Source organism: Euryhalocaulis caribicus (assembly GCF_000412185.1).
GTDB classification, from domain to species: domain Bacteria; phylum Pseudomonadota; class Alphaproteobacteria; order Caulobacterales; family Maricaulaceae; genus Euryhalocaulis; species Euryhalocaulis caribicus.
Genome location: NZ_ASJA01000023.1, coordinates 1 through 20,942, shown reverse-complemented (window position 1 = coordinate 20,942; position 20,942 = coordinate 1). Strand labels below are relative to the sequence as shown.

The window sequence follows — 20,942 nt, the reverse complement described above, 5'->3', positions numbered from 1 at the left end:
GCCGTCTGTTTTTCCGGGTAGCATTTTATTCACCTTACTGGCTGCAGTTGAGGCTCTCAAGCGGCAAAAAGTCGGCGGCCGAGGCGCCGTAAACCGCCTGGAGAGCTTCTGCGACGGCGCATTTCTGACCGGCTGAAAGGGCCGGATCCGATTTAAGGTCCTCGAACAGCGCCTCCATGCTGTCGCCATTGGCGATCAGTTCCGGACCGCCGCCGGCGGGGCTGTCGAACCGCATCATCATGGCGTCCGCGCCCCAGCGGTTCCAGAACGGGAAATCGCCGCCGCCATCGCGCGGCGCCCCGGCGCGGGCAAATTCCGCCCAATAGCCGCCCATGGCGGCGGCCAGCGCCGCCCGCCCTTCCGCGTTGTCATCGTTGAAAATCACGCGGTCCAGATCGCCGAACAATTGGAAACGATTGAAAACGAAAGGAATTTCCATGGCGTGCGGCGCGCCCAGAAGTTCAGAAAAATCCATGGTCAGGGCGCTGCCGCCTTCATCCCAGTCGAAGCGGTAGCCATAGACATCGTCATGTCCGGCGGCGCGCATCAGGGTCATCGCCTCATCGACCGCCAGTATCTTCCACATCCGGCTCTGATAGGCGGAGACGGCATGATAAAGGCCGGGATCGCGCAAACGATAGATCAGGCCGAACCAGCGGCGCGTGTAACGATCGTCCAGCAGGTTGAACAGCTTCATTTCGTCCTTGTTGGCGCCGCTGATGACCGGGACGGCGTTGAAGCCGCCCTCCCGGCCCAGCGCGCCCCGGATTCCCTCTTCAGGCAAAGCGACTCCGTCAGCGATCATTGCGGGCATGTCGCCCAGCAATCCGTCCCCGCCGCGATAGGGCGCGAAGACATCCTCAACCGAGGCTGCGCGGAGCGCGCGGGCGCTCGTATCGGCCGCCATGACCGGCGCGGTTTTTCCGGACGTGTTGGGATAATCGCCGCTTTCGCCTTCCGCCCCCGCCAGCGGGACCGATTCCAGACTGCCGCTCTGGATGATGGCGCGGTCGAACAGGCCCGCTGCGCGCGGCGAGGCCAGAAGTCCGGCGACGTTATGGCCGCCCGCGCTTTCTCCAAAAATGGTGACATTGTCCGCATCGCCGCCGAAAGCGCCGATCTCGGCCTCCACCCATTCCAGCGCGGCGATCATGTCCAGCAGGGCGAAGCTCGCCGCGCGGTCCGCCTCGCTTTCCGCGCTCTCGCGCAGCGCCGGGTGGGCGAACCACCCCAGCGGCCCCAAACGGTACTGGATGGCCACGACAATCACGTCCTGTTCGGCTGCCAGCACGGACCCGTCATAGCTGGACGCGCGGCCCCACACATTGCCCCCGCCGTGGATCCAGACCATCACCGGCTTTTCATCCGCCCCCGGCTCCAGCCCGCCCGGCGCGTAGATGTCCAGATAGAGGCAATCCTCGCTCCCGATCAGCAGGCCGGGGTCCAGCCCTTCAGTCCGGTTCAGGCCGTTGGTTACTTGCGGGCAACGCTCGGCGGAGGCCAGCGCCTGACGTTCGCCGGACCAGCCGGCGGCCGGACGCGGCGCGCGCCAGCGCAGATCGCCCGTTGGCGGGGCGGTGAACGGTATGCCCTTCCAGACATCGGCCCCGCTTTCCGCGCGATAGCCGACCAGCGCGCCCTGCGTGACCTCTCGCGCCGTTTCGAAATAGGCTTCCGGCGCCGCTGGCTCTTCGTCTCCGCGGGAACAGGCGGTCAGCGCCAGAATGGCGGCGATTGTCAGTATGGGTCGCATGGTTTCCCCCTCGCTTGCGTCCGGCCTCTATCCTAAAACCGGTTGCCGCCGGGCCGGAAACGATTTTCGATGGTCCCGTAGATATCCGCCGCTCCGGCGGAGATGCTGAAAACAAGGAAAAGACCGGTATGATCCTGCGCCTGTTCGTGATGATGTGCGCCGCGTTTGCCCTGCCGGCCTGCGCGCAGACCGGCCAGGCGGAGGCCGATAACGCCATGAAGACATCCCCGGTGATTTATCTGGTCCGCCACGCGGAGAAACAGACCGGATCCGATCCGGCGCTGACGGAGGCCGGCGCGGCGCGGGCCGGGCGCCTTGCCGCTCAACTGGCGGACGCGCGGCTTCAGGCGGTTTACGCTACAGACACGGCGCGGGCGCAGGAAACGGCCCGTCCGGCGGCGGACGATCACGGTCTGGAAATAACCTCCTATGACGCGCGGGACCTGGCCGGGTTTGCGCAAGCCCTGAAACAGGCGGGCCAAACCGCGCTGGTGGTCGGCCATTCCAACACCACGCCGCAACTGGCGGAGCTTCTGGGCGGCGAACCCGGACCGGAGATGGACGAGTCCGATTATGACCGGCTCTATGCGGTCTCGCTGAGCGACGGGCAAACACGGATGTTCGTCGCGGGCGGCGATGACCACCCCTGACAGCGGCGTCTGCCGCGCTCCCCTCTTATCAAACCCCAATCATGCGTTATGACGGGTCCATGATGAATTTTGCCCAAGCCAATGAACTCTTAAGCAATGGTCAGCGCGCCGCCGAGGCGGGCCGTCATGACGAGGCGGAGAAATGCGCCGATCAGGTGCTTGCCGATTATCCCGCGGACCCCAGCGCCCAGACGCTGAAGGCGATGTGCCGGCAGTCCGCAGGCGATTTCGACGGCGCGATCTTTATCTATCGCAGCCTGGCGAAAGCGCATCCCAGCTCGGCCGACATTCACAACATGATCGGCCAGTGCGAGATCGGCGCGGGCCGGCCCGGAAAGGCGGAGGAAGAATTCCGCAAGGCCGAGCGCAAGAACCCGGAAAACTCTTTCTTCCCCTACAATCTGGGGGTGGTTCTGGAGCGCCGGAGCCGCAAGCGCGAAGCCGCCGAGGCCTATCAGCGCGCCATCGATATCAATGCCGACCATCTCTACGCCCAGCGCGGTCTGGCGCATATCCTGAACGATCTCAACGAGTATGAGCGCGCGGAGAAGGCGGCCAATGCCGCGCTGGCGCTGGACCCGAACGACCCCGTCGCCCTGTCGGTTGCCGCGGCTGCCGACCTGCGCAATGGAGAGCCGCAGGCGGCGCTGGACCGCATCAAGGCGGGATTCAGGGAAACGCGCGCCAATCCGGTCGAAGCCGCCATGATCTGGGGCCGTATTGGCGATGCGCGCGAGGCGCTGGGCGACTTCAAGGGTGCGGCGGAGGCCTGGGGCCAGGCCAATCGCGGCCTGAAACAGCTCCACGCCCCGGAATATGAAGCCCATAAGGGGCCATACTCCATCACCACCGCCAGGCGGCTGCGGGACTTTTTCAAGGACGCGAAGCCGCAGCAGGACGAGAAGTTCGAACCCGGCCCCGCGCCGGTGTTTCTGGTCGGCTTCATGCGCTCGGGCACCACGTTGCTGGAACAGGTTCTGGCCGCGCATCCGAAGATCGAGACTTCGGGCGAAGCCGACACGATCCGCCCGTTCCTGGAGGCGGCCAGCGAGGGCGGCGATCTGGCCGCGATCATGACCGCGTCCCCGACGCGCCTGAAAGAGCTGGGCAAGGCCTACTGGAAACACGCCCGGCCGGAAGCGGGCGCGCCCAAAGAAGGCGAGATATTTGTCGACAAGCTTCCCGCCAACCTGATGTGGGCCGGCGTATTGGCGCATGTCTTCCCCAATGCCCGCTTCATCCTGTCGCTGCGCGATCCGCGCGACGCGGTGCTGTCCGCATGGCGCCAGCGGTTCGAGGTGAACCCCGCCACCTACCGCATGCTCCAGATGACCGATGCGGCGGAATATTACGATGCCTCGATGGCCGCGTTCGAAGCGGCGCGCGCCGCCCATGGCGGCCTGGCCGTGCATGAAACGCGCTATGAGGACCTGGTCGCGGATCTGGAAAAGGAAACGCGCGGCGTGCTGGAATTCATCGGCGCGGACTGGGACAAGGCCGTCCTGGATTACCGGGAACAGGCTTTGGCGCGGGAAATCACAACGCCCTCCGCCGGGCAGGTTGTCCGCCCGGTCTATTCGGAGTCGGTGGGCCGCTGGCGTGACTATGAATCCGCGCTCTCGCCGGTCCGCGGTCTTCTCGATCCGTGGGCCGCGCACTGGAAATATTCCGGGTAAGGGCTGAATTAACCCGTTGGCGGTGCTAGGCTCGCCGCCATATGACAATAGAATACAGAGGCTTGGGGGCTGGAATTGCGGCCTGTCTCTGGCTGGCCGCCTGCGGCGGGGTCGATCATGAGCGGCCGCTGGACGAGCGTGAAACGCTCACCGTCCTCACCACCAATTCCCCCACAACCTATTATATCGACCGGGATGGAGAGCCGGAGGGATATGAGTACCGCCTGACGCAGGCCCTCGGCGAAAGCCTGGACCTGGAGGTCGAGTACAAGATCCTGAATTCCGTGGAGGACGTGCTGACCGCGCTGGCGCGCGGCAAGGGCGATCTCGCCGCCGCGGGCCTCACTGACACGCCGGCGCGCCGCGCCCGGTTCGGCGTTTCCCCCGCCTACAAGACAATTGTCGAGGAGGTTGTCTGCCGCCGGCGCGGCGCCATTCCTGAAACCGCGGCCGAACTGGACTCCGTCTCGATCATCGCGGCGGCCGGCTCCAGCTATCTCGAGACGCTGCAGGCGCTGAAGGCCGATCATCCCGATATCAGCTGGCGCACCGTCTCTGGCGGCACGGAAGCGGCGCTGGAAGAGGTGTGGAGCGAGCGCGCCGACTGCACCATCGCGGATTCAAATATCGTGGCGGTCAATCGCCGCTATTATCCGGAGCTGGAGGTCGCCTTCGCGCTTCCGGACGATCAGTCTCTGGTCTGGATGACGCCCGCGGACGCCGCGCCGTTGCAGGAGCATCTGGCCGAGTGGCTGCCGGAAACCGGGGATTTCCGCGCCGCGCTGGACGAGCGCTTCTACGCCTATATCCCGGTCTTCGACTTCGTCGATATTCGCGCCCTGCGCCAGCGCCTCAAATCGCGCTATCCGGACTATAGCGACCATATCGAAGCGGCGGCGAAACAATATGACCTGCCGGTCGCGTTTCTTGCCGCGCAGGCCTATCAGGAAAGCCATTGGGACCCGGACGCGGTCAGTCCGACCGGGGTGCGCGGCATCATGATGCTGACCGGGCCGACAGCGGAACGCGTGGGCGTCGACAACCGTCTGGATCCGCGCCAGTCCATTTTCGGCGGCGCGAAATATATGCGCGAGCTTCTGGACCGTCTGCCCGAGGATATTCACGGCGATGACCGCTACTGGTTCGCCCTGACCGCCTATAATCTGGGCCTTGGCCATCTCTATGACGCGCGGGCGCTGGCCGAGCGGCGCGGGCTGGACAAGAATCGCTGGCGCGACGTGCGCTCGGTCCTGCCCGACCTCGCCCGGCGCGATGTCAGCCGCACTTTGAAATACGGGTTTGCGCGCGGGCACGAGGCCGTGCGCTATGTCCGCCGGGTGCGCAATTACCGCGACATCATCCGCCGTGAGCTGGACGCCGCCTAGGCTTTGAGCAGCGGCAGGGTGGCGTAGAGGCTGCGCAGGCAGTGACGGGCCAGATGCTTGGACCGCGCCGGGCTCCAGCCGCGGCCCGGCTCCGGGTTCACCTTGGCGTCCTTGAACGGCATTTCCAGCGTCATCGCGACTGCGCCATAGCGCTCCGCCACCTGATCAGTGCACACGGATTCCCGCCAGCCGCCGGGTTCGGCCTCGGGATAGCCTTCCTCGGTCTGGAAGTCCGGGCACCGCGCGGTGAGGTCGGCGATGAAATGATCGTACGCTTTCGTCTGGCGCTCGGTGAGAGAGGGAATGCCCTCGAAACCGGCGATGAAAACATTGGCGATGGCCTCGTCGCCATGCACGTCGATGCAGTAATCCACGCCCGTTTCGTCCATGGCGTTTCGGACATGGAAAACCTCCGGCGAGCTGTCCTCGCTCGGATTGTCCCACTCGCGGTTCAGGTTCACGCCCGCCGCATTGGTGCGCAAGTGACCCCGCTTTGAGCCGTCGGGGTTCATGTTCGGCATAACGTGGATGACGGCGTTCTTGCGCAGCGCCGTGGCGACCGGGTCGGCCGGATCGGTCAGCATTTCCAGCGCGCCTTCCATCCACCATTCACCCATGGATTCGCCCGGATGCTGACGCGCATTGATCCAGCAGACCGGCTTGCCCTCGCCCGGTTCTCCAAACGTGAAGCGGTCCATCGGCTGGCCGTCCAGCGTGTGGCCCAGGACATCGTGTTTCACGAAGGGGCAAGCCGCGGTTTTCGCGATCAGGTCGTGATGCCGTTCCATGGAATAGGGCGCGAAATAGGCGATCCACAGGACCGGACGCTCCAGCTTCGCCTCTATGCGCAGCACGCCGGCCTTCTCGTCATAGCTTGTGGGAAGGCGGAACCAGTCCTCGCCGCGGTCATAGCTGGCGCAGGCGTCATAGCCGGGCCAGCCGCCGGGATAGGCGGACTCGTTCAGATTTTCGATATCCAGCGTGCAGGTCTCGCCCGGCGTTCCGGAAAGGCGGAAATAGAACCACTGCGCGAATTCGGAATTGTGGTCCCGGTTGATCGACAGGCGGGCCTTGCGGTCCGCGATCTCGATCACATTGATATTGCCGGCATCGAACGCACTGGAAATCTGCATGAATCCGCCTTTTGCAAAGAAATGCATATGTGTGAAGGCGGTAAGGCTTATGGGCGGGGGCGATTTAATGCAATGGCTCCCCCGCGCCCGCCGGCGCGAAGGAGTCAGTTAACAAAGGCGCTATGGTCAGGCGCCGCCGCGGGCGCTGCACAGCGTCGCGCCGTTCTTGCCGGTGATCGTCAGCTCCGCGCGCCAGTTGGCGGAGGGGTCGACATTGATCTCGCCAAGCACGGAAGATCCGGACGGCTCCATCGCGCCGCTCTGCACGATATCGGCGCTGCCGCCGGGGCCGTTCATCCAGACATCGAAACGGTATTCGCCATTCATACCCGGATCGGCATAGGCCTGAAGCAGCAGCCCGTCCGCGCTGCGGTCTGAAAAGATGCCGCATCGTTCCGCGATTTCCGCGGCCTGCGGGGCCGGCTCGGGAACCGGCAGCGGCTCATTGCGGGCCTCGGCAACGGGCGCGGGCGCGTCCGCCGGCTGGTTTTCGGCGGGTTCGTCTATGTCGGCGGCTGAACAGCTGAACGCCGCCAGACCCGCCAGGGACAGTTTCACAATCTCCATTTCAGCCTCCTTCAAGAGGTGTCTTCTACAAGGAACGGCATGGGGAGGCCGGACTCCGCCGGCCTCCCGAACCGTTCAGCCATCGGTCCTAGCGCGAGCCCTGGATGACCAGGGTCGTGTTGCCGTGACCGGACTGGCGGACATCGGCGTACTCGCCATCGCCCACCTGGATCACGCCCAGCGCGTTATTGCCGCCGGACTGCGTCGTGTAGGCGGTGTGGTTGGAGCCCATTTGCGCCACGCCGACGATATTATCATGACCGGTCTGAACCGAGTCCGAGTAGTTGTTGTAGCCGTCCTGGCCGACAACGATGTCGTTGCGGCGGCCATACTGGTCGGCCACGGCCTCGTTATAACGGCCGGCCTGATCGACGCCGATGGCGTTGCGCGCGCCGTCCTGGGTCACGCGGATGGACTGCCAGCGGCCGTCCTGGCGCAGCTTCAGGCTGCCGCGATAGCCGTCCTGACGGGCGGCGATTTCGTTCTGATAGCCGTGCTGCTGCACGCGGACCTTGTTGCGGCCGTCGGCGTGGGCGGCGGTGGCCAGACCCGTGAACGCCATGATGGACGCGGCTGCAATGACAATGCGGTTCTTCATCTGTCTTACTCCGTTTCGCGCCTTCTAGCGGCGCTGGTTCGAGGGTTTCTCGTCCCTGCGAAAACGGTTCTAGCGAAGGCCGCGTGACCGCTCCCTGAAACGCAAATTCATCTGGCAGACAGGCAGATGAACGTCCGGTCATGCGCGGCGTTTCTGACCGCGCCCGGCCGCAGCGGTTGAAACTTCCCGCGCGGCCCGTCACGTTTGCCGCGCTGCGACATCGAATTTTCTGCGCGCGCGAACAACGCGCCGCCGCTAAAAGGAAATCCATGACACCTCAAGCTCTGCTCGCCGAATCCATTCATCCCGCCGCCGCCAAAGCGCTGGAAGCGCTGGGCGTGACTCCGGTGGAGCGTCTGAAGGTCGCCCTTCCCGAGGATGAGCTGATTGAAAAGCTCAAGGGCGTGAAGCTTCTGGGCATCCGCTCCCGCACCAAGGTCACGAAAGCCACGATCGAGGGCGCGCCCGGTCTTTACGCCATTGGCAGCTTCGGGATCGGCACCAACCAGATCGATCTGGACGCCGCTTCGGCCAAAGGCATTCCTGTTTTCAACGCCCCCTTCGCGAACTCGCGCAGCGTGGCGGAGCTGACGATCTCGGCCGCGGTGTCCCTGCTGCGCCGGATGCCGGAAAAGAACGTGGAGATGCGCGCGGGCGGCTGGGGCAAGTCCGCCGCCGGCGCCTATGAGGCCCGCGCCAAGAAGCTGGGCATTGTCGGCTACGGCAATATCGGCAGCCAGGTCTCGGTTCTGGCCAGCGCCATGGGCATGCATGTCTATTATTACGACATCGAACCGAAGCTGGCCCACGGCAATGCCCGCGCCGTCGCCTCGCTGGACGAGCTGCTGGAGCTGTCGGACATCGTCACGCTGCACACCCCGTCGACGCCCGCCACGCGCGGCATGATCGACGCCGGGGCGCTTGCGAAGATGAAAAAGGGCGCGAACATCATAAATTACGCGCGCGGCGACCTGATCGATATTGACGCGTTGTCGGAGGCGCTGGGCTCCGGCCAGGTCGGGGGCGCGGCCATTGACGTCTTCCCGGTGGAGCCGGCCAGCAAGGATGAGGCGTTCGACAGCCCGCTTCTGGCGCACAAGAACGTGCTGTTCTCGCCCCATATCGGCGGCTCGACGCAGGAAGCGCAGGAAGCCATCGGCGCCGAAGTGGCCGACAAACTGGCCCGTTTCCTCACCGAGGGCGCTACCGCCCATTCGGTGAATTTCCCGCAGATCCTGCCGTCATCGCGCAAGCTGGGCGTTACGCGCATCCTTCATGCGCACCAAAACGTCACCGGCGTTCTGCGCGGGATCAATGACGCGGTTTCCGACGCCGGGCTGAACACCGCGGCCCAGTCGCTGGCGACGCGGGATGGCATCGGTTACGTGATCGCGGACGTGGAGGGCGCGGCCACCGACTCCCTGCGCGCCGATCTGGAAAAGGTCGACGGCACCATCTGGACGCGCATCATAGAATAGGCCGCTAGAGCTGGCCGCGGCACGCCCCGGCCAGCGTTTCGGCGGTCAGCGCGAACATGTCCGCGCCGCGTTGCACTGCCTCGCGCACGGCCACGCCGCCATATCCGATCATGAAATCGGCCGCGCCCGGCGCGCGCGCCTCAAGATCGGTCGCGCCGTCGCCGATCATGACCAGGCGGCGCTCCGGCGCGCCCGCCTTCACCCGGCGGGCAATCTCCGCCTTCCCGCCGGAGCGTGAAAGCGGCACCTCCCGGTCCACCCCGGCGATCAGGTCGCCCTCCCAGACCGGCTCATTGCAGAAAATATTGCCCGGCGCGGTCTCCAGCCGCTGCGCGGCGGGCTCCAGCAGGGGACGCAGCCCGCCGCTGACGATGTGGATGACGGCCCCGGAGTCCCGCAACGCCGCGAACAGTTCGATCATCGCCGGGTCCACCCGTTCCGCGATGTCCGCGGCCGCGTCCCGTGTCACGCGCCGCGTCAGCCGGGCCAGGGCGACGCGGCGGGACAGCGACTCCCCGTAATCCATCTCGCCTTCCATGCCGGCGCGGGTCAGCGCCTCGATTTCCGCCACGCGCGCCTCCCGGTCGTCCAGACCGGCCAGCGCGCGCTCCGCGGCGAAATCCAGAGACTCCAGATCCACCAGCGTCGAATCGAAATCGAAAAGGAAAACCGTCATGGCGCTTCGTCTAACCGCAGCGCGGGGCGCGGCCAAGCCGGTGTGACCCGCAAATCACGCCTGTGGGCTGTCACCAATATGACACCGAAACGTCGCGGGCCTGAAACGCAACAGGCTCATAGCCCGGCGCAGCTTCACACATAACGCCCCGGGGGACGTCCAATGACCCGTAACGCCCAAACCCTTCGCCGCGCGCTTCTCGGCGCGTCCGCTATCGCCCTGATGGCCGCCACGCCGGCCGCCGCCCAGCAATTGTCCGGCCGCGTCACTGACGGGTCCGGCACGGTGGCGCTGGAAGGCGCCACGGTGGCCATCCCCTCGCTCGGCCGCACGGCCAGCACGAATGGCGACGGGGTCTATCGCTTCCAGGGCGTCCCGGCGGGCCAGTACACGGTCACCGTGACCTATGTCGGCGCCGCGCCGGTGACTCAGGACGTCATGGTTGATGCTGACGGCGCAATCGCCGACCTGCGCGTCGGCCCGGATTCGGCGGTCACTGACAATATCCTCGTCGTGGGTCAGCGCGGCTCCCTGTTCGCCTCCCTCAGCCGGGAGCGCGCCGCCGATAACGTGGTGGAAGTGCTTTCCGCCGACGCCATCGGCCGCCTGCCGGACCAGAACGTCGCCGAATCCGCACGCCGCATCTCCGGCATCTCGGTCCAGAACGATCAGGGCGAGGGCCGCTTCGTGGTGATCCGCGGCATCGACCCGACGCTGAACACGACATCCATCAATGGCGTGCGCGTCTCCGCGCCGGACGGCGGCTCGCGCGCCGTGGCGCTGGACGTGGTCGACGCCGACATCCTGGACGCGCTGGTCATCACCAAGTCGCTGACCCCGGATCTCGATGGCGACGGCATCGGCGGCAATATCGATATCCAGACCGCCAGCGGCTTTGATCGGGACGGCCTGTTCATCAAGGGTCAGGTGAAGGGCATCTACACCCATAACAGCCGCGATCTGGGCGAAAAGCTTTCGCTGGCCGCGTCGGACCAGTTCTGGGACGGCAAGGCGGCCTGGGCCGGCGCGGTCTCCTGGAACTCCCGCACTTTCGCGACCGACAACAAGGAGCCCGCAGACTGGACGGACGCGGACGCCGATGACGGCCTTCTTTTCTATCCGGAAGAAATGGAGCTGCGCGAATACAATGTCACGCGCGAGCGTCTCAGCGCCTCGCTGAATTTCGATTTCCGTCCGAACGAGAATAACGACCTCTATCTTCGCGGCCTGTTCAATGATTTCCGCGATCAGGAATATCGCCAGGGCGCGGTGCCCTCGTTTGGCGACGGCTATTTCGACGAGTCGGCCAGTTCCGCCGCCAATGGCCTCGCCGTGATCCGTTCCGGCGAGATCGACGGCGAGGAATATGCGCTGGAATTCGCCCGTCACCTGAAGGACCGCGAGGAAACCCAGCGTATCTGGTCTGTCTCCGGCGGCGGTCAGTCCCGTTTTGACCTCTGGACGGTCGACTACCAGGCGGCGTTCACCCATTCGGAGGAAGACGAGCCGGGCTCCATCGACACGGTCGATTTCGTGGCCGAGCTGGAGGACCCGGGCGCGATCGGCTTCGACGTCTCCGATCCGCTGTTCCCGCGCCTGGCCTTCGTCGATCCGGCGACCGCCAGCTTCTTCTACGATCCCGCGAATTTCGAGTTCGACGAGCAGGAATTCGTCGACGGTTATACCGAGGACGAAGAAGCGGCTTTCAGCGCGGATTTCACGCGGGACCTGGCGTTCGGCGAGCACTCCGGTTTTATCAAGTTCGGCGGCAAGGCGCGCCTTCGCGAAAAGCTCCGCGACAGCGAAATCCTCATCTATGACGGTTATTCCCCGGACGACCTGACGATGGAGCCTTTCGCCATCGATGTCCGCTACCCGGTCGGCGCGTTCGGGCCGGGTGTTGGCGAATCCTACAGCGATTTCTTCTTCGCCAATCGCGGCGACTTCGAACTCAACCGGTTCGATTCCCTGTTCGACACTCATATCGAGAATTACGAGGCCAGCGAGGACATCTACGCCGCCTACGCCATGGCGCGGGCGGATATTGACCGTCTGCGGCTGGTGGGCGGCCTGCGCTGGGAGCGGACCGAGTTCGAATCCCGCGCCGGCGACGCCCGCGTGTTCGAGGAATTCGACGGCGACCCGGTTCCGACCATCGGCGACAGCGGCGGCCTGCCGCTCAACGCCCAGTGCTATGACGAGGATGGCGCGCCGCTCTCCGGCATCAGCGGCTCCACGCCGCTGGACATGGAATTCATGTGTCTGGGCGACCGCAACGGCGCGAAGGACGATGACGATTTCCTGCCCAGCCTGAACGCCCGCTTCGAGGCCAGCGAGGACATCATCTTCCGCGCCGCCTATTTCCGCTCGCTCGCCCGCCCGGAGATCGAGGAAGTGGTGCCGGTGGTCGAGGCCGAACAGAACGACGAGGGCGAACGCGAAGCCTTCATCGGCAATCCGGATCTGGAGCGCCAGGTCGCCGACAATTTCGATATCGGCGTGGACTGGTATATCGGGAATAACGGCGTGCTGTCGGCCGGCGCCTTCTACAAGCGGATCGAGGACTATATCGCCCTGCAGACCTTTGAAGGCGTCGATTATTTCGGCGTGACCTTCGACGAGGTCGAGACGGCGGTAAATCTGGATGACGCGGAGATCATGGGCCTGGAGTTCAACTACCAGCAGGCCTTCGATTTCCTGCCGTCTCCGTTCGACGGCCTGATTGGCGGCGCCAATCTGACGCTGGTCGATGGCGAGGGCACGCTGGCCGATGGCCGCGAAATCACCCTGCCGGGCCAGTCGGAGACCATCGCCAACCTGACGATCGGCTATGAGAAATACGGTTTCGACGTGCGCCTCACCGCCAGTCACCGCGGCAATTACCTGGAGACGATCAATGAAGGGGGCGAGGGGGTCGACCGCTTTATCGACAACCACACCCAATGGGACCTGCGCGCCCAGTACGACGTCACGGACAATCTGACCGTCTTCGCCGACGTGACCAATTTCAACGACGAACCCTTCGTCGCCTATCTCTCCGTCGATGACCGCAAGCTGCTCAGCCAGTATGAGGAATACAGCTATACGGCCAGCTTCGGCGTCAAATTTCAGTACTAGGAGCCGCCCGCATGAAATACGGAACAAGCCTGATCGCCCTTCTCGCCGCCGGTTGCGCGGCGACCGGGCTGGACACCGCGGATCTGCCGCCGGCCGATGTGGCCGTGGCGTCCGCCTATGCGGAAACCGAAGCGGTGGCGTCGATGGACGACGCGGCGGATGACCCGGCCATCTGGATCAATCGCGCCGATCCGGCGGCCAGCCGCGTGCTGGGCACCGACAAGCAGGCCGGTCTTTATGTCTATGACCTGCAGGGGGCCATCCTGGATTTCCTGCCCGCGGGCCAGCTGAACAATGTCGATATCCGGCAGGGCGTGGCGCTGGACGGCTATGAGGGCGATCTCGCCGCCGCCTCCAATCGCAGCGACAACACGGTCACCTTCTTCGCCATCGACCCGGCCACGGGCGAGACCGCGGAACTGGGCCGCCTGCCGACCGGCAAGACCGAACCCTATGGCTTCTGCCTTGGTTATGACGGCGAGACCGTCCATGCCTTCGTCACCTACAAGGACGGCGCGGTTCAGCGCTGGCGCGTCTCGGGCTTCGCGGACGGCGCGGTTTCCGCCACGGCGGGCGAGGGCTGGAAGCTGGAAACACAACTGGAAGGCTGCGCGGCGGACGAAGAAAACGGCCAGTTCTATATCGGCGAGGAAATGCGCGGCTTCTGGCGCGCGCCGCTCTCCGGCGGCGAGGCCGTTCTGGTCGACGAGATTAGCGGCGAAAGCGGCCTGACCGGCGATGTCGAAGGCATCGACATTTATGAGGGCGACGCGGGGACGGGCTGGATCGTGGTGTCCTCGCAAGGCTCCAGCACGTTCAATGTCTATGACCGCGCCGCGCCGAACGCCTATCTGGGCCGCTTCGCCCTGACGCTGGGCGAGGACATGGTCACCGGCACGGACGGGCTGGATGTTGCGGGCGGCGAAATCTCGGCCAGCCTGCCGGAAGGCCTGCTCGTGGTGCAGGACGATGTGAATTCGCATCCCGGCCAGCCGCAGAACTACAAGCTGGTCGACTGGCGCGAAGTCATGACCGCCCTGGAGAAGTAGGAAAGCGAACCGGCGCGGCAAATATTAGCGAAACGTAGACTCGACCCCCCAAATCGTCGGCTTTCGATTCAAGGGGGGTCAATCCACGTCTGCTAAACCTCTGAACCAACGGAAAAGATTTCGAAGGTTACAGAGAACCGTTCATGTCCAGCATCTGGTCGCCACTCGCCTGGGCCCGCAAACGCATTGCGGTAAAGGCCGCTTTTCTGTTCGTCAGCCTGTTCGCGCTTTTTGCCGCGCTGATGCTGGCCGTCAATGTATGGAGCGAACGGCAGGACCAGACCTTGCGGACATTTGCGCTGGCGCACGCCTATGCGACGCACGCCGAAGCCACGATCGAACGCGACGGCGCGATTGTGGGCGAGACGGTCGACACGGTTCTCAACGATATTTTCGCCACCGGCGACGTTCTGGCCATCCGGGTCGTGGATGACCGCGGCCGGGTGATCGATCAGCGCGGCTCCGCTTCCGACTCCTATCCCCCGGACGAGGCCGAGCTGGCGAACGAGGCCATCATGGCCGGCGAGCCCAAATGGGAAGAAATCGGCGGCCTTGCGGTCGTGGCGCGTCCGTTGGCGCTGGCTGACGGGCGCAGCGGCGCGGTCCTGCTTGGCCGCACCATGGCGCCGGTTCACGCCGCCGTCGCCGATGTCTATCGCCGCGGCCTTCTGCTGACCCTGTTCGGCATCGCCTTCGTCATTCCGGTGACGGGCCTGTTCGTATCGCGCGCCCTGCGCCCCATCCGGGAGCTGACAGAAGCCGCCCAGCAGGCCGCCCGCGGCCGTCTGGACGTGCGGGTGGAAACCGGGTCGGGAGACGAGCTGGAAACCCTGGCCGAGGGCTTCAATGTCATGCTGGACCGGCTCAAGGGCAGCCTTGAGCATGTCCGGCGCCTCGCCTATTCCGACCACCTGACGGGCCTGCCCAACAAGTCCGCCTTTGGCGAGCATGCGCGCCGCGTCCTGCAATCGGGCGAGGAGCGCGGCGGCGCCATGTTCCTGATCGACCTGGACCGCTTCAAACGGCTGAATGACACGCTGGGCGCCAAACAGGGCGACCGCCTGATCCGTTCGGTTGGCGAGCGCATGAAATCGGTGCTCGCACGCCATGAAAAGCGCATGGAGAAGGCCGGCTATAATGTCGACGCCGAATTGTCGCGCATTACCGGCGACGAGTTTGCCCTGATCGCCGCCGGGTTTGAAAACCATGACGACGTGGAAGCGCTGGCGCGCGACTTCGTGAGCGCCATTTCCGCGCCCGTCGACGTGGCGGGCCAGCAGGTCGTGGTGTCCTGTTCCGTCGGCATCGCCGAGTTCCCCGAACACGGGACCGAGCCGGACCTGCTGCTGCGCAACGCCAATCTGGCGATGGACGCGGCGAAGAAGGCCGGCGGGGCGGTCTATCGCTTCTTCGATACGGAGATGACGCGCGCCGCCGTCGACCGCATGACGCTGGAGAACGAGCTGCGCCGCGGCATCGAGAACCACGAATTCATTGTCCACTACCAGCCCAAGGTCGCCGCGCGCACGGGCCGGGTTACCGGGTCGGAGGCGCTGATCCGCTGGCGCCTGCCCGACGGCTCCATCCGTTCGCCGGGCCAGTTTATCGGCGTGGCCGAGGAAACCGGCCTGATCGCGGAAATGGGCGATTTCGTTCTTCAGGAATCCTGCCGCGCCGCCGCGCGCTGGCGCGAGAAAGGCTTCGAGGTCCCGGTCTCGGTCAATGTCTCCGCCCTGCAGTTCGAGCGCGACGATTTCCGCCGCAAGGTTCACGACGCGCTGAACGCGGCGAACCTGCCGCCACAGATGCTGGAGCTGGAAATCACCGAATCCGTCGCCATGACGGACCCCGAACGCGCCATCGCGCAGATCCAGCCGCTGCGGGATGAGGGCGTGCGCTTCGCCATCGACGATTTCGGAACCGGCCATTCCTCGCTGTCGCACCTGACGCGCATGCCGTTCGACACGTTCAAGATCGACCAGTCCTTCGTTCAGAATCTGGACAGCGACCCGAACGCCCGCGTCATCGTCCAGACCATTCTGGCCCTGGCCCGCTCGCTGCAGCTGGAAACCGTCGCCGAGGGCGCGGAAACGGCCGAACATGTCGCCATGCTCCAGGGCTTGGGCTGCGCCACCATTCAGGGCTTCTATTTCGCCAAACCGATGCCAGAGCGGGACTTCGTCGACTATGCCGAAAGCGGCCCCAAGCTGGAGCCGTTGAGCGAAAGCTCCGTCCTGCGGATCAATCCCGCCTCTTGATCGCCTGCGCCGCGGGCGCCACATCGGACGGCTTGACAGTTCAAGCTGATTTGAGGGCGCGATTCACGTGAGCGATTATTACGACATGCACGGCACGACCATTCTGGCCGTCCGCAAGAATGGCAAGCTGGTCCTGGCCGGTGACGGCCAGGTTTCGGTCGGCGACACGGTGATGAAGGGTTCGGCCCGCAAGGTCCGCCGCCTGACATCGGGCAATGTCGTGGCCGGGTTCGCCGGCTCCACCGCCGACGCGCTGGCCCTGTTCGAGCGGTTGGAAGCCAAGCTGGAACAATACCCCACACAGCTCTCCCGCGCCTGCGTGGAACTGGCCAAGGACTGGCGCACCGACAAATACCTGCGCCAGCTGGAAGCCATGCTAATCGTCGCCGACAAGGACGTGACCCTGCTGCTCACCGGCCGCGGCGACGTGCTGGACCCGGACGGGGACGTTGTCGGCATCGGGTCAGGCGGGAATTTTGCGCTTTCAGCGGCGCGCGCGCTGCTGCCCTATGAACATGACGCGGAGACCATCGCCCGGCGCGCCATGGAGATCGCCGCCGGCATCTGTGTCTATACCAATGGCAATCTGACCATCGAGACGATCGAGAATGAGTAACGCTCCCGCCCATGTCGAAAAGGGCCTGGCCGGCTGGAAAGCCCTGCTGGAAACCGGTGACCCTTCCGCGCTGGACGATGTGCTGGCGGAAGACGCGGTTATGATCTCCCCGGTCGTCTTCACGCCGCAGCGCGGCAAAGACATCACAAAGCTCTATCTCGCCGGGGCCGAGCAGGTGCTGAATAACGAACATTTCCGCTATGTCGGCGAATGGCTGTCGGAGTCCGGCGCGGTGCTGGAGTTTGAAACGAGGATCGGCGACATCGCGGTGAACGGCGTCGACATGATCACATTTGATGCGGACGGGAAGATCACCGAATTCAAGGTGATGGTCCGCCCGCTCAAGGCCATAAACGCCCTTCATGCGGCGATGGGCGAAATGCTGGAGCGGCTCAAGGGCGCCTGAGCAGCATGCAGGCGCGTTGTGTCACCAGGGCAGGCTGTCGCTGATCGTCATGGCCGCGCGTCTGCTTTCGAACGGCCCGTCGCCCGTCCAGGCTTTTCCATCCGGGTACCGGACCTCGATTCCGCTCAGTTCATCGGGGTCGAACAGCCTCATGTTCACCCCTGTCTGATCGGGCAAATTATGTTGCTGCTTGAAAGATTCGATCAGCACCCAGTGCGTCGTGGCCGAACAGGCGGCGCAGGAATGAACCGCCACGCCCGGGGCCGCCTTGTCGGTCCGCACGTATGAGACCGTATCGCCGGAAACCGAGACCTCGGAGGACGGGAAATATCCCCATGCGGCTCCGGCCTTGCGGCACAGGTTGCAATTGCAGTCATTGATGAATTCCGGTCTGGCGTTGAGCGTGATGCTCACCGCGCCGCATAAACACGCGCCCGTCATGCTGGTTCTCCCTGGGGTGTGAGGTCCTTCGCGAAGATCATCGACTCGTCCCGGAAGGCCTTGAATTCCAGCGCATTGCCGCTGGGGTCGCGCACGAACATGGTCGCCTGCTCTCCGGCGCGTCCCTCGAACCGGACATAGGGTTCGATGATGAAGTCGGATCCGGCGGCCTTCAGGCGGTCGCGCAGGGTTTCCCACTTCTCCCATTCCAGCAGCAGGCCGAAATGGCGCACCGGCACGGCGTGGCCGTCCACGGCGTTCTCGGCCCGGCTGTCGCACTCTTCCGGCGCCAGATGGGCGACAATCTGGTGGCCGTCGAAATCGAAATCGACCCAGTGGTCGTTCGAGCGGCCCTCTTCGCAGCCCAGAACGCCGCCATAGAAGCGGCGCGCCGCGCCAAGATCGTGGACGGGAAAGGCGAGATGGAAACGGCTGGCTGCTGTCATTTGAAGGCTCGGCGGTGGCGAAAGCGGGTCAGGCGCATTAAATGGCTTGGCCTGACCGCAGACAAGCGGGCGCGATCAGCCCATTCTTTCATTCATAAGAGACTAACCGATACTCATGACCGATTTTTCTCCCCGCGAGATTGTTTCCGAGCTGGACCGCTACATCATTGGCCAGAAGGACGCCAAGCGCGCTGTGGCCATCGCCCTGCGTAATCGCTGGCGCCGGCGCCGCGTGTCGGACGATCTGGCGCAGGAAGTCACGCCCAAGAACATCCTGATGATCGGCCCGACCGGGGTTGGCAAGACGGAGATTTCCCGCCGCCTGGCGCGGCTGGCCGGCGCGCCCTTCATCAAGGTCGAGGCGACCAAGTTCACCGAAGTCGGCTATGTCGGCCGCGATGTCGACCAGATCATCCGCGATCTCGTCGAATCCGCGATTTCGATGGTGCGTGAACGCAAGCGCGAGGAAGTGCGCGCCCGCGCCCATACCGCCGCCGAAGACCGCATTCTCAATGCGCTGGTGGGTGAGAATTCCGGGGCGTCCACCCGCGATTCCTTCCGCAAGAAGCTGCGCGACGGCCTTCTGGACGACAAGGAAGTGGAGATCGAGGTGTCCGAGACGTCCTCGCCCTTCTCACAGATGGATATTCCGGGCATGCCCGGCGGCTCCATGGGCGTCATGAATCTGGGCGATTTGTTCAAGGGCATGCCCCAGAACAAGCGCACGGTGAAGACCACCGTTCAGGACGCCTACAAGCCGCTGATCGACGAAGAGTCCGACAAGCTTCTGGACGATGACCAGATCAATCGCGAGGCGATGGAGTCAGTGGAAAATGACGGCATCGTCTTTCTGGACGAAGTCGACAAGATCACGGCCCGCTCCGACGCGCGCGGCGGAAGCGGCGGCGCCGATGTCTCCCGCGAGGGCGTGCAGCGCGACCTGCTGCCCCTGATCGAAGGCGCGACGGTGTCCACCAAGTACGGCCCGGTGAAGACCGACCATATCCTGTTCATCGCGTCCGGCGCCTTCCACGTCGCCAAGCCGTCCGACATGCTGCCCGAACTGCAGGGCCGTCTGCCGATCCGCGTGGAGCTGCGCGCTCTGACCAAGGACGACTTCAAGCGCATCCTGACCGAAACCGAGGCCTCGCTGATCAAGCAATATGTCGCCCTGATGGAAACGGAAGGGCTGACGCTGGACTTCGCCGAGGACGCGATCGACGCGATTGCAGGGGTCGCCTATGACGTCAACGCTTCGGTCGAGAATATCGGCGCGCGGCGCCTGGCCACCGTCATGGAAAAGCTGCTGGACGAGATTTCGTTCACCGCGTCCGACCGCGGCGGCGAGACCATCCATATCGACGCCGCCTATGTGCAGGAGCATGTGGGCGATCTCTCCCGCGACGCCGATCTGTCGAAATTCATCCTCTGATTTCGCGCAATCGGCGTTTATGATCGCGCCATGACGCTGGATGAATTCAACGCCGCCTGCGGGGCGCTACAGGCCGCGGAACTGACCCATCCGTTCGGGCCGGAGACCTTTATCTGGAAAGTCGGCGGCAAGATGTTCGCCGGCGGCTCCCAGCCGGCCGGTCAGGGCTTCGCCAAGGTCAGCTTCAAGGTTCCGGACGACACGTTCGAAATTCTGACGCAGGAAGACGGCGTTATTCCCGCGCCCTATATGGCCCGCGCCAAATGGATTCAGGTCGCGACGGCGGACGGCATGGCCAATGACGCCATCGCCGATTATCTGGCCTTCTCGCACAAGACCTACGCCGCCAAGCTGACCCGCGCGAAACGGGCGGAACTGGGCCTGGACTGAACCGCCTCAGCAGCCCGGGGGCTTGCCGTCGCACGCGCGAACCGGACCCTGACCGGTGCCGTCAACGCCGATGGCGTTGGGCTGCAGGCGGCCGCCGCTTTGCCGGTCTTCCTTGATCTGCGCCTGGGTCTTGCAGACTTCACGCGGCACCAGCTCGCCGGTGACACGGACCTTTTTGCAGATCAGTTCTTCGCCATCCTTGTCGACCTTGGCGACGTCATATTCGGCCGTATCAGGCGTCTGGCACGCGGCGCACAGCCAGAGGGCCGTGACCGTGATCGCGAGGATTCGCATCCTGAGCTCCTGTGTCCAGCATCTCTAATGCCAACAAGCGTGCCGCATTTCATTGCGCGCCGCAAGAAACGCCGGTTCCACAGGCGCTCTTTTTTGGGTGCGGCGCAATGAAAAAGCGGCGGGCTCCGAAGAAGCCCGCCGCTTGAATGACCGGTGAGAAAAAACTGGATTTCACGCCGGATATTGGATCAGGAAATCAGCAGGATCCCTTGCCATTGCAAGGTGAACCGCCGCCCTGGCCGCTGCCGCCGGTGGCGATGGCGCCGGCCTGCAAGCGGCCGCTGCTTTCATTCTCTTCCTTGATCTGCGCGCGCGTCTTGCAGATTTCGCGGCGCACCAGCTCGCCGGTCACGCGCTCGGACCGGCAGATCATTTCCTCGCCGTCCTCGTTCACGGCCACTTTCGTGTTGCCGGAATCGGAGGCCATGTTGTCGCTGGTCTCACACGCCGCACAGAACAGCCCGGCGGCGGCGATGGCGAAATAGATGGATTTTTTCACGGAAAAATCTCCCTTTTCTCCGGAAGATGAAGGGCCCTAGCAGGAGCCCTTGCCGTTACAGCCGGCCGGGAAGCCGCC

At 64.6% G+C, this 20,942-nt stretch carries 20 protein-coding genes; 11 read left to right on the top strand and 9 right to left on the bottom strand.

Going from position 1 to position 20,942, the window contains the following annotated elements:
* Nucleotides 1-34: 34 nt before the first annotated feature.
* Nucleotides 35-1,753 carry a carboxylesterase/lipase family protein gene (locus L338_RS14725; protein ID WP_022699168.1) on the bottom strand — a complete coding sequence of 573 codons (1,719 nt, stop codon included), beginning with the start codon at nt 1,751-1,753 and terminating at the stop codon, nt 35-37.
* A 128-nt stretch (nt 1,754-1,881) separates the two neighbouring features.
* Here L338_RS14725 and L338_RS14720 point away from each other — a divergent pair, with 128 nt between their 5' ends.
* The 3 genes from L338_RS14720 (at nt 1,882) to mltF (ending at nt 5,464) form a co-directional block, all read left to right on the top strand.
* Nucleotides 1,882-2,403, top strand: a complete 522-nt coding sequence (locus tag L338_RS14720; RefSeq protein WP_152485912.1) for a histidine phosphatase family protein — start codon at nt 1,882-1,884, stop codon at nt 2,401-2,403.
* Nucleotides 2,404-2,462: 59 nt separating this feature from the next.
* Nucleotides 2,463-4,079, top strand: coding sequence for a tetratricopeptide repeat-containing sulfotransferase family protein (locus L338_RS14715; RefSeq protein ID WP_161624639.1), 1,617 nt, complete (start codon nt 2,463-2,465; stop codon nt 4,077-4,079).
* Nucleotides 4,080-4,141: 62 nt separating this feature from the next.
* Complete coding sequence (mltF, locus tag L338_RS14710; protein ID WP_022699165.1) at nt 4,142-5,464, top strand: membrane-bound lytic murein transglycosylase MltF; 1,323 nt, start codon at nt 4,142-4,144, stop codon at nt 5,462-5,464.
* Here the strand turns inward: mltF and L338_RS14705 are convergent.
* The 3 genes from L338_RS14705 to L338_RS14695 all read right to left on the bottom strand — a co-directional run bounded on the left by L338_RS14705 (nt 5,461) and on the right by L338_RS14695 (nt 7,762).
* A complete protein-coding gene (locus L338_RS14705) occupies nt 5,461-6,597 on the bottom strand; it encodes a M14 family metallopeptidase (RefSeq protein ID WP_174299040.1) in 1,137 nt (378 codons plus the stop codon). The genes mltF and L338_RS14705 overlap by 4 nt on opposite strands.
* 126 nt (nt 6,598-6,723) lie before the next feature.
* Nucleotides 6,724-7,164 carry a curli-like amyloid fiber formation chaperone CsgH gene (gene csgH, locus L338_RS14700; RefSeq protein WP_022699163.1) on the bottom strand — a complete coding sequence of 147 codons (441 nt, stop codon included), beginning with the start codon at nt 7,162-7,164 and terminating at the stop codon, nt 6,724-6,726.
* 88 nt (nt 7,165-7,252) lie between these two features.
* Nucleotides 7,253-7,762, bottom strand: a complete 510-nt coding sequence (locus tag L338_RS14695; RefSeq protein WP_022699162.1) for a curlin — start codon at nt 7,760-7,762, stop codon at nt 7,253-7,255.
* A gap of 269 nt (nt 7,763-8,031) precedes the next feature.
* Between L338_RS14695 and serA the strand changes: the two genes are divergently transcribed.
* Nucleotides 8,032-9,240: a phosphoglycerate dehydrogenase gene (gene serA / locus L338_RS14690; RefSeq protein ID WP_027068583.1), complete on the top strand. Its 1,209-nt coding sequence runs from the start codon at nt 8,032-8,034 to the stop codon at nt 9,238-9,240.
* Between the two features lie 4 nt (nt 9,241-9,244).
* Here the strand turns inward: serA and L338_RS14685 are convergent, their stop codons facing one another.
* Nucleotides 9,245-9,916: an HAD-IB family phosphatase gene (locus L338_RS14685; protein ID WP_027068582.1), complete on the bottom strand. Its 672-nt coding sequence runs from the start codon at nt 9,914-9,916 to the stop codon at nt 9,245-9,247.
* Nucleotides 9,917-10,078: 162 nt separating this feature from the next.
* Here L338_RS14685 and L338_RS14680 point away from each other — a divergent pair, with 162 nt between their 5' ends.
* The 5 genes from L338_RS14680 (at nt 10,079) to L338_RS14660 (ending at nt 17,362) form a co-directional block, all read left to right on the top strand.
* On the top strand, nt 10,079-13,033 hold the full coding sequence (locus L338_RS14680; RefSeq protein ID WP_022699160.1) for a TonB-dependent receptor: 2,955 nt from the start codon (nt 10,079-10,081) through the stop codon (nt 13,031-13,033).
* Between the two features lie 11 nt (nt 13,034-13,044).
* Complete coding sequence (locus L338_RS14675; protein ID WP_022699159.1) at nt 13,045-14,082, top strand: phytase; 1,038 nt, start codon at nt 13,045-13,047, stop codon at nt 14,080-14,082.
* A 143-nt stretch (nt 14,083-14,225) separates the two neighbouring features.
* Complete coding sequence (locus L338_RS14670) at nt 14,226-16,340, top strand: putative bifunctional diguanylate cyclase/phosphodiesterase (RefSeq protein ID WP_022699158.1); 2,115 nt, start codon at nt 14,226-14,228, stop codon at nt 16,338-16,340.
* Between the two features lie 85 nt (nt 16,341-16,425).
* Nucleotides 16,426-16,956, top strand: coding sequence for an ATP-dependent protease subunit HslV (hslV, locus tag L338_RS14665; protein WP_174299041.1), 531 nt, complete (start codon nt 16,426-16,428; stop codon nt 16,954-16,956).
* Complete coding sequence (locus tag L338_RS14660) at nt 16,949-17,362, top strand: nuclear transport factor 2 family protein (protein ID WP_022699156.1); 414 nt, start codon at nt 16,949-16,951, stop codon at nt 17,360-17,362. The genes hslV and L338_RS14660 overlap by 8 nt, the downstream gene beginning before the upstream one ends.
* Before the next feature lie 21 nt (nt 17,363-17,383).
* Here the strand turns inward: L338_RS14660 and L338_RS14655 are convergent, their stop codons facing one another.
* Together L338_RS14655 and L338_RS14650 are read right to left on the bottom strand one after the other, a co-directional pair.
* Nucleotides 17,384-17,803 (bottom strand): GFA family protein, encoded by a 420-nt coding sequence (locus tag L338_RS14655; protein WP_022699155.1) that lies wholly within the window; start codon nt 17,801-17,803, stop codon nt 17,384-17,386.
* On the bottom strand, nt 17,800-18,249 hold the full coding sequence (locus L338_RS14650; RefSeq protein ID WP_022699154.1) for a VOC family protein: 450 nt from the start codon (nt 18,247-18,249) through the stop codon (nt 17,800-17,802). Before L338_RS14650 ends, L338_RS14655 begins: the two co-directional genes overlap by 4 nt.
* Before the next feature lie 115 nt (nt 18,250-18,364).
* Here L338_RS14650 and hslU point away from each other — a divergent pair, with 115 nt between their 5' ends.
* Nucleotides 18,365-19,681, top strand: a complete 1,317-nt coding sequence (gene hslU / locus L338_RS14645) for an ATP-dependent protease ATPase subunit HslU (protein ID WP_022699153.1) — start codon at nt 18,365-18,367, stop codon at nt 19,679-19,681.
* A 30-nt stretch (nt 19,682-19,711) separates the two neighbouring features.
* Nucleotides 19,712-20,071 (top strand): MmcQ/YjbR family DNA-binding protein, encoded by a 360-nt coding sequence (locus L338_RS14640; protein ID WP_022699152.1) that lies wholly within the window; start codon nt 19,712-19,714, stop codon nt 20,069-20,071.
* 6 nt (nt 20,072-20,077) lie between these two features.
* On the opposite strand, the gene L338_RS14635 is transcribed toward L338_RS14640, so the two are convergent.
* Nucleotides 20,078-20,365, bottom strand: coding sequence for a hypothetical protein (locus L338_RS14635; RefSeq protein ID WP_022699151.1), 288 nt, complete (start codon nt 20,363-20,365; stop codon nt 20,078-20,080).
* Between the two features lie 196 nt (nt 20,366-20,561).
* Entirely contained in the window at nt 20,562-20,864 is a 303-nt protein-coding gene (locus L338_RS14630) for a hypothetical protein (protein ID WP_022699150.1), read from the bottom strand.
* Nucleotides 20,865-20,942 lie beyond the last annotated feature (78 nt).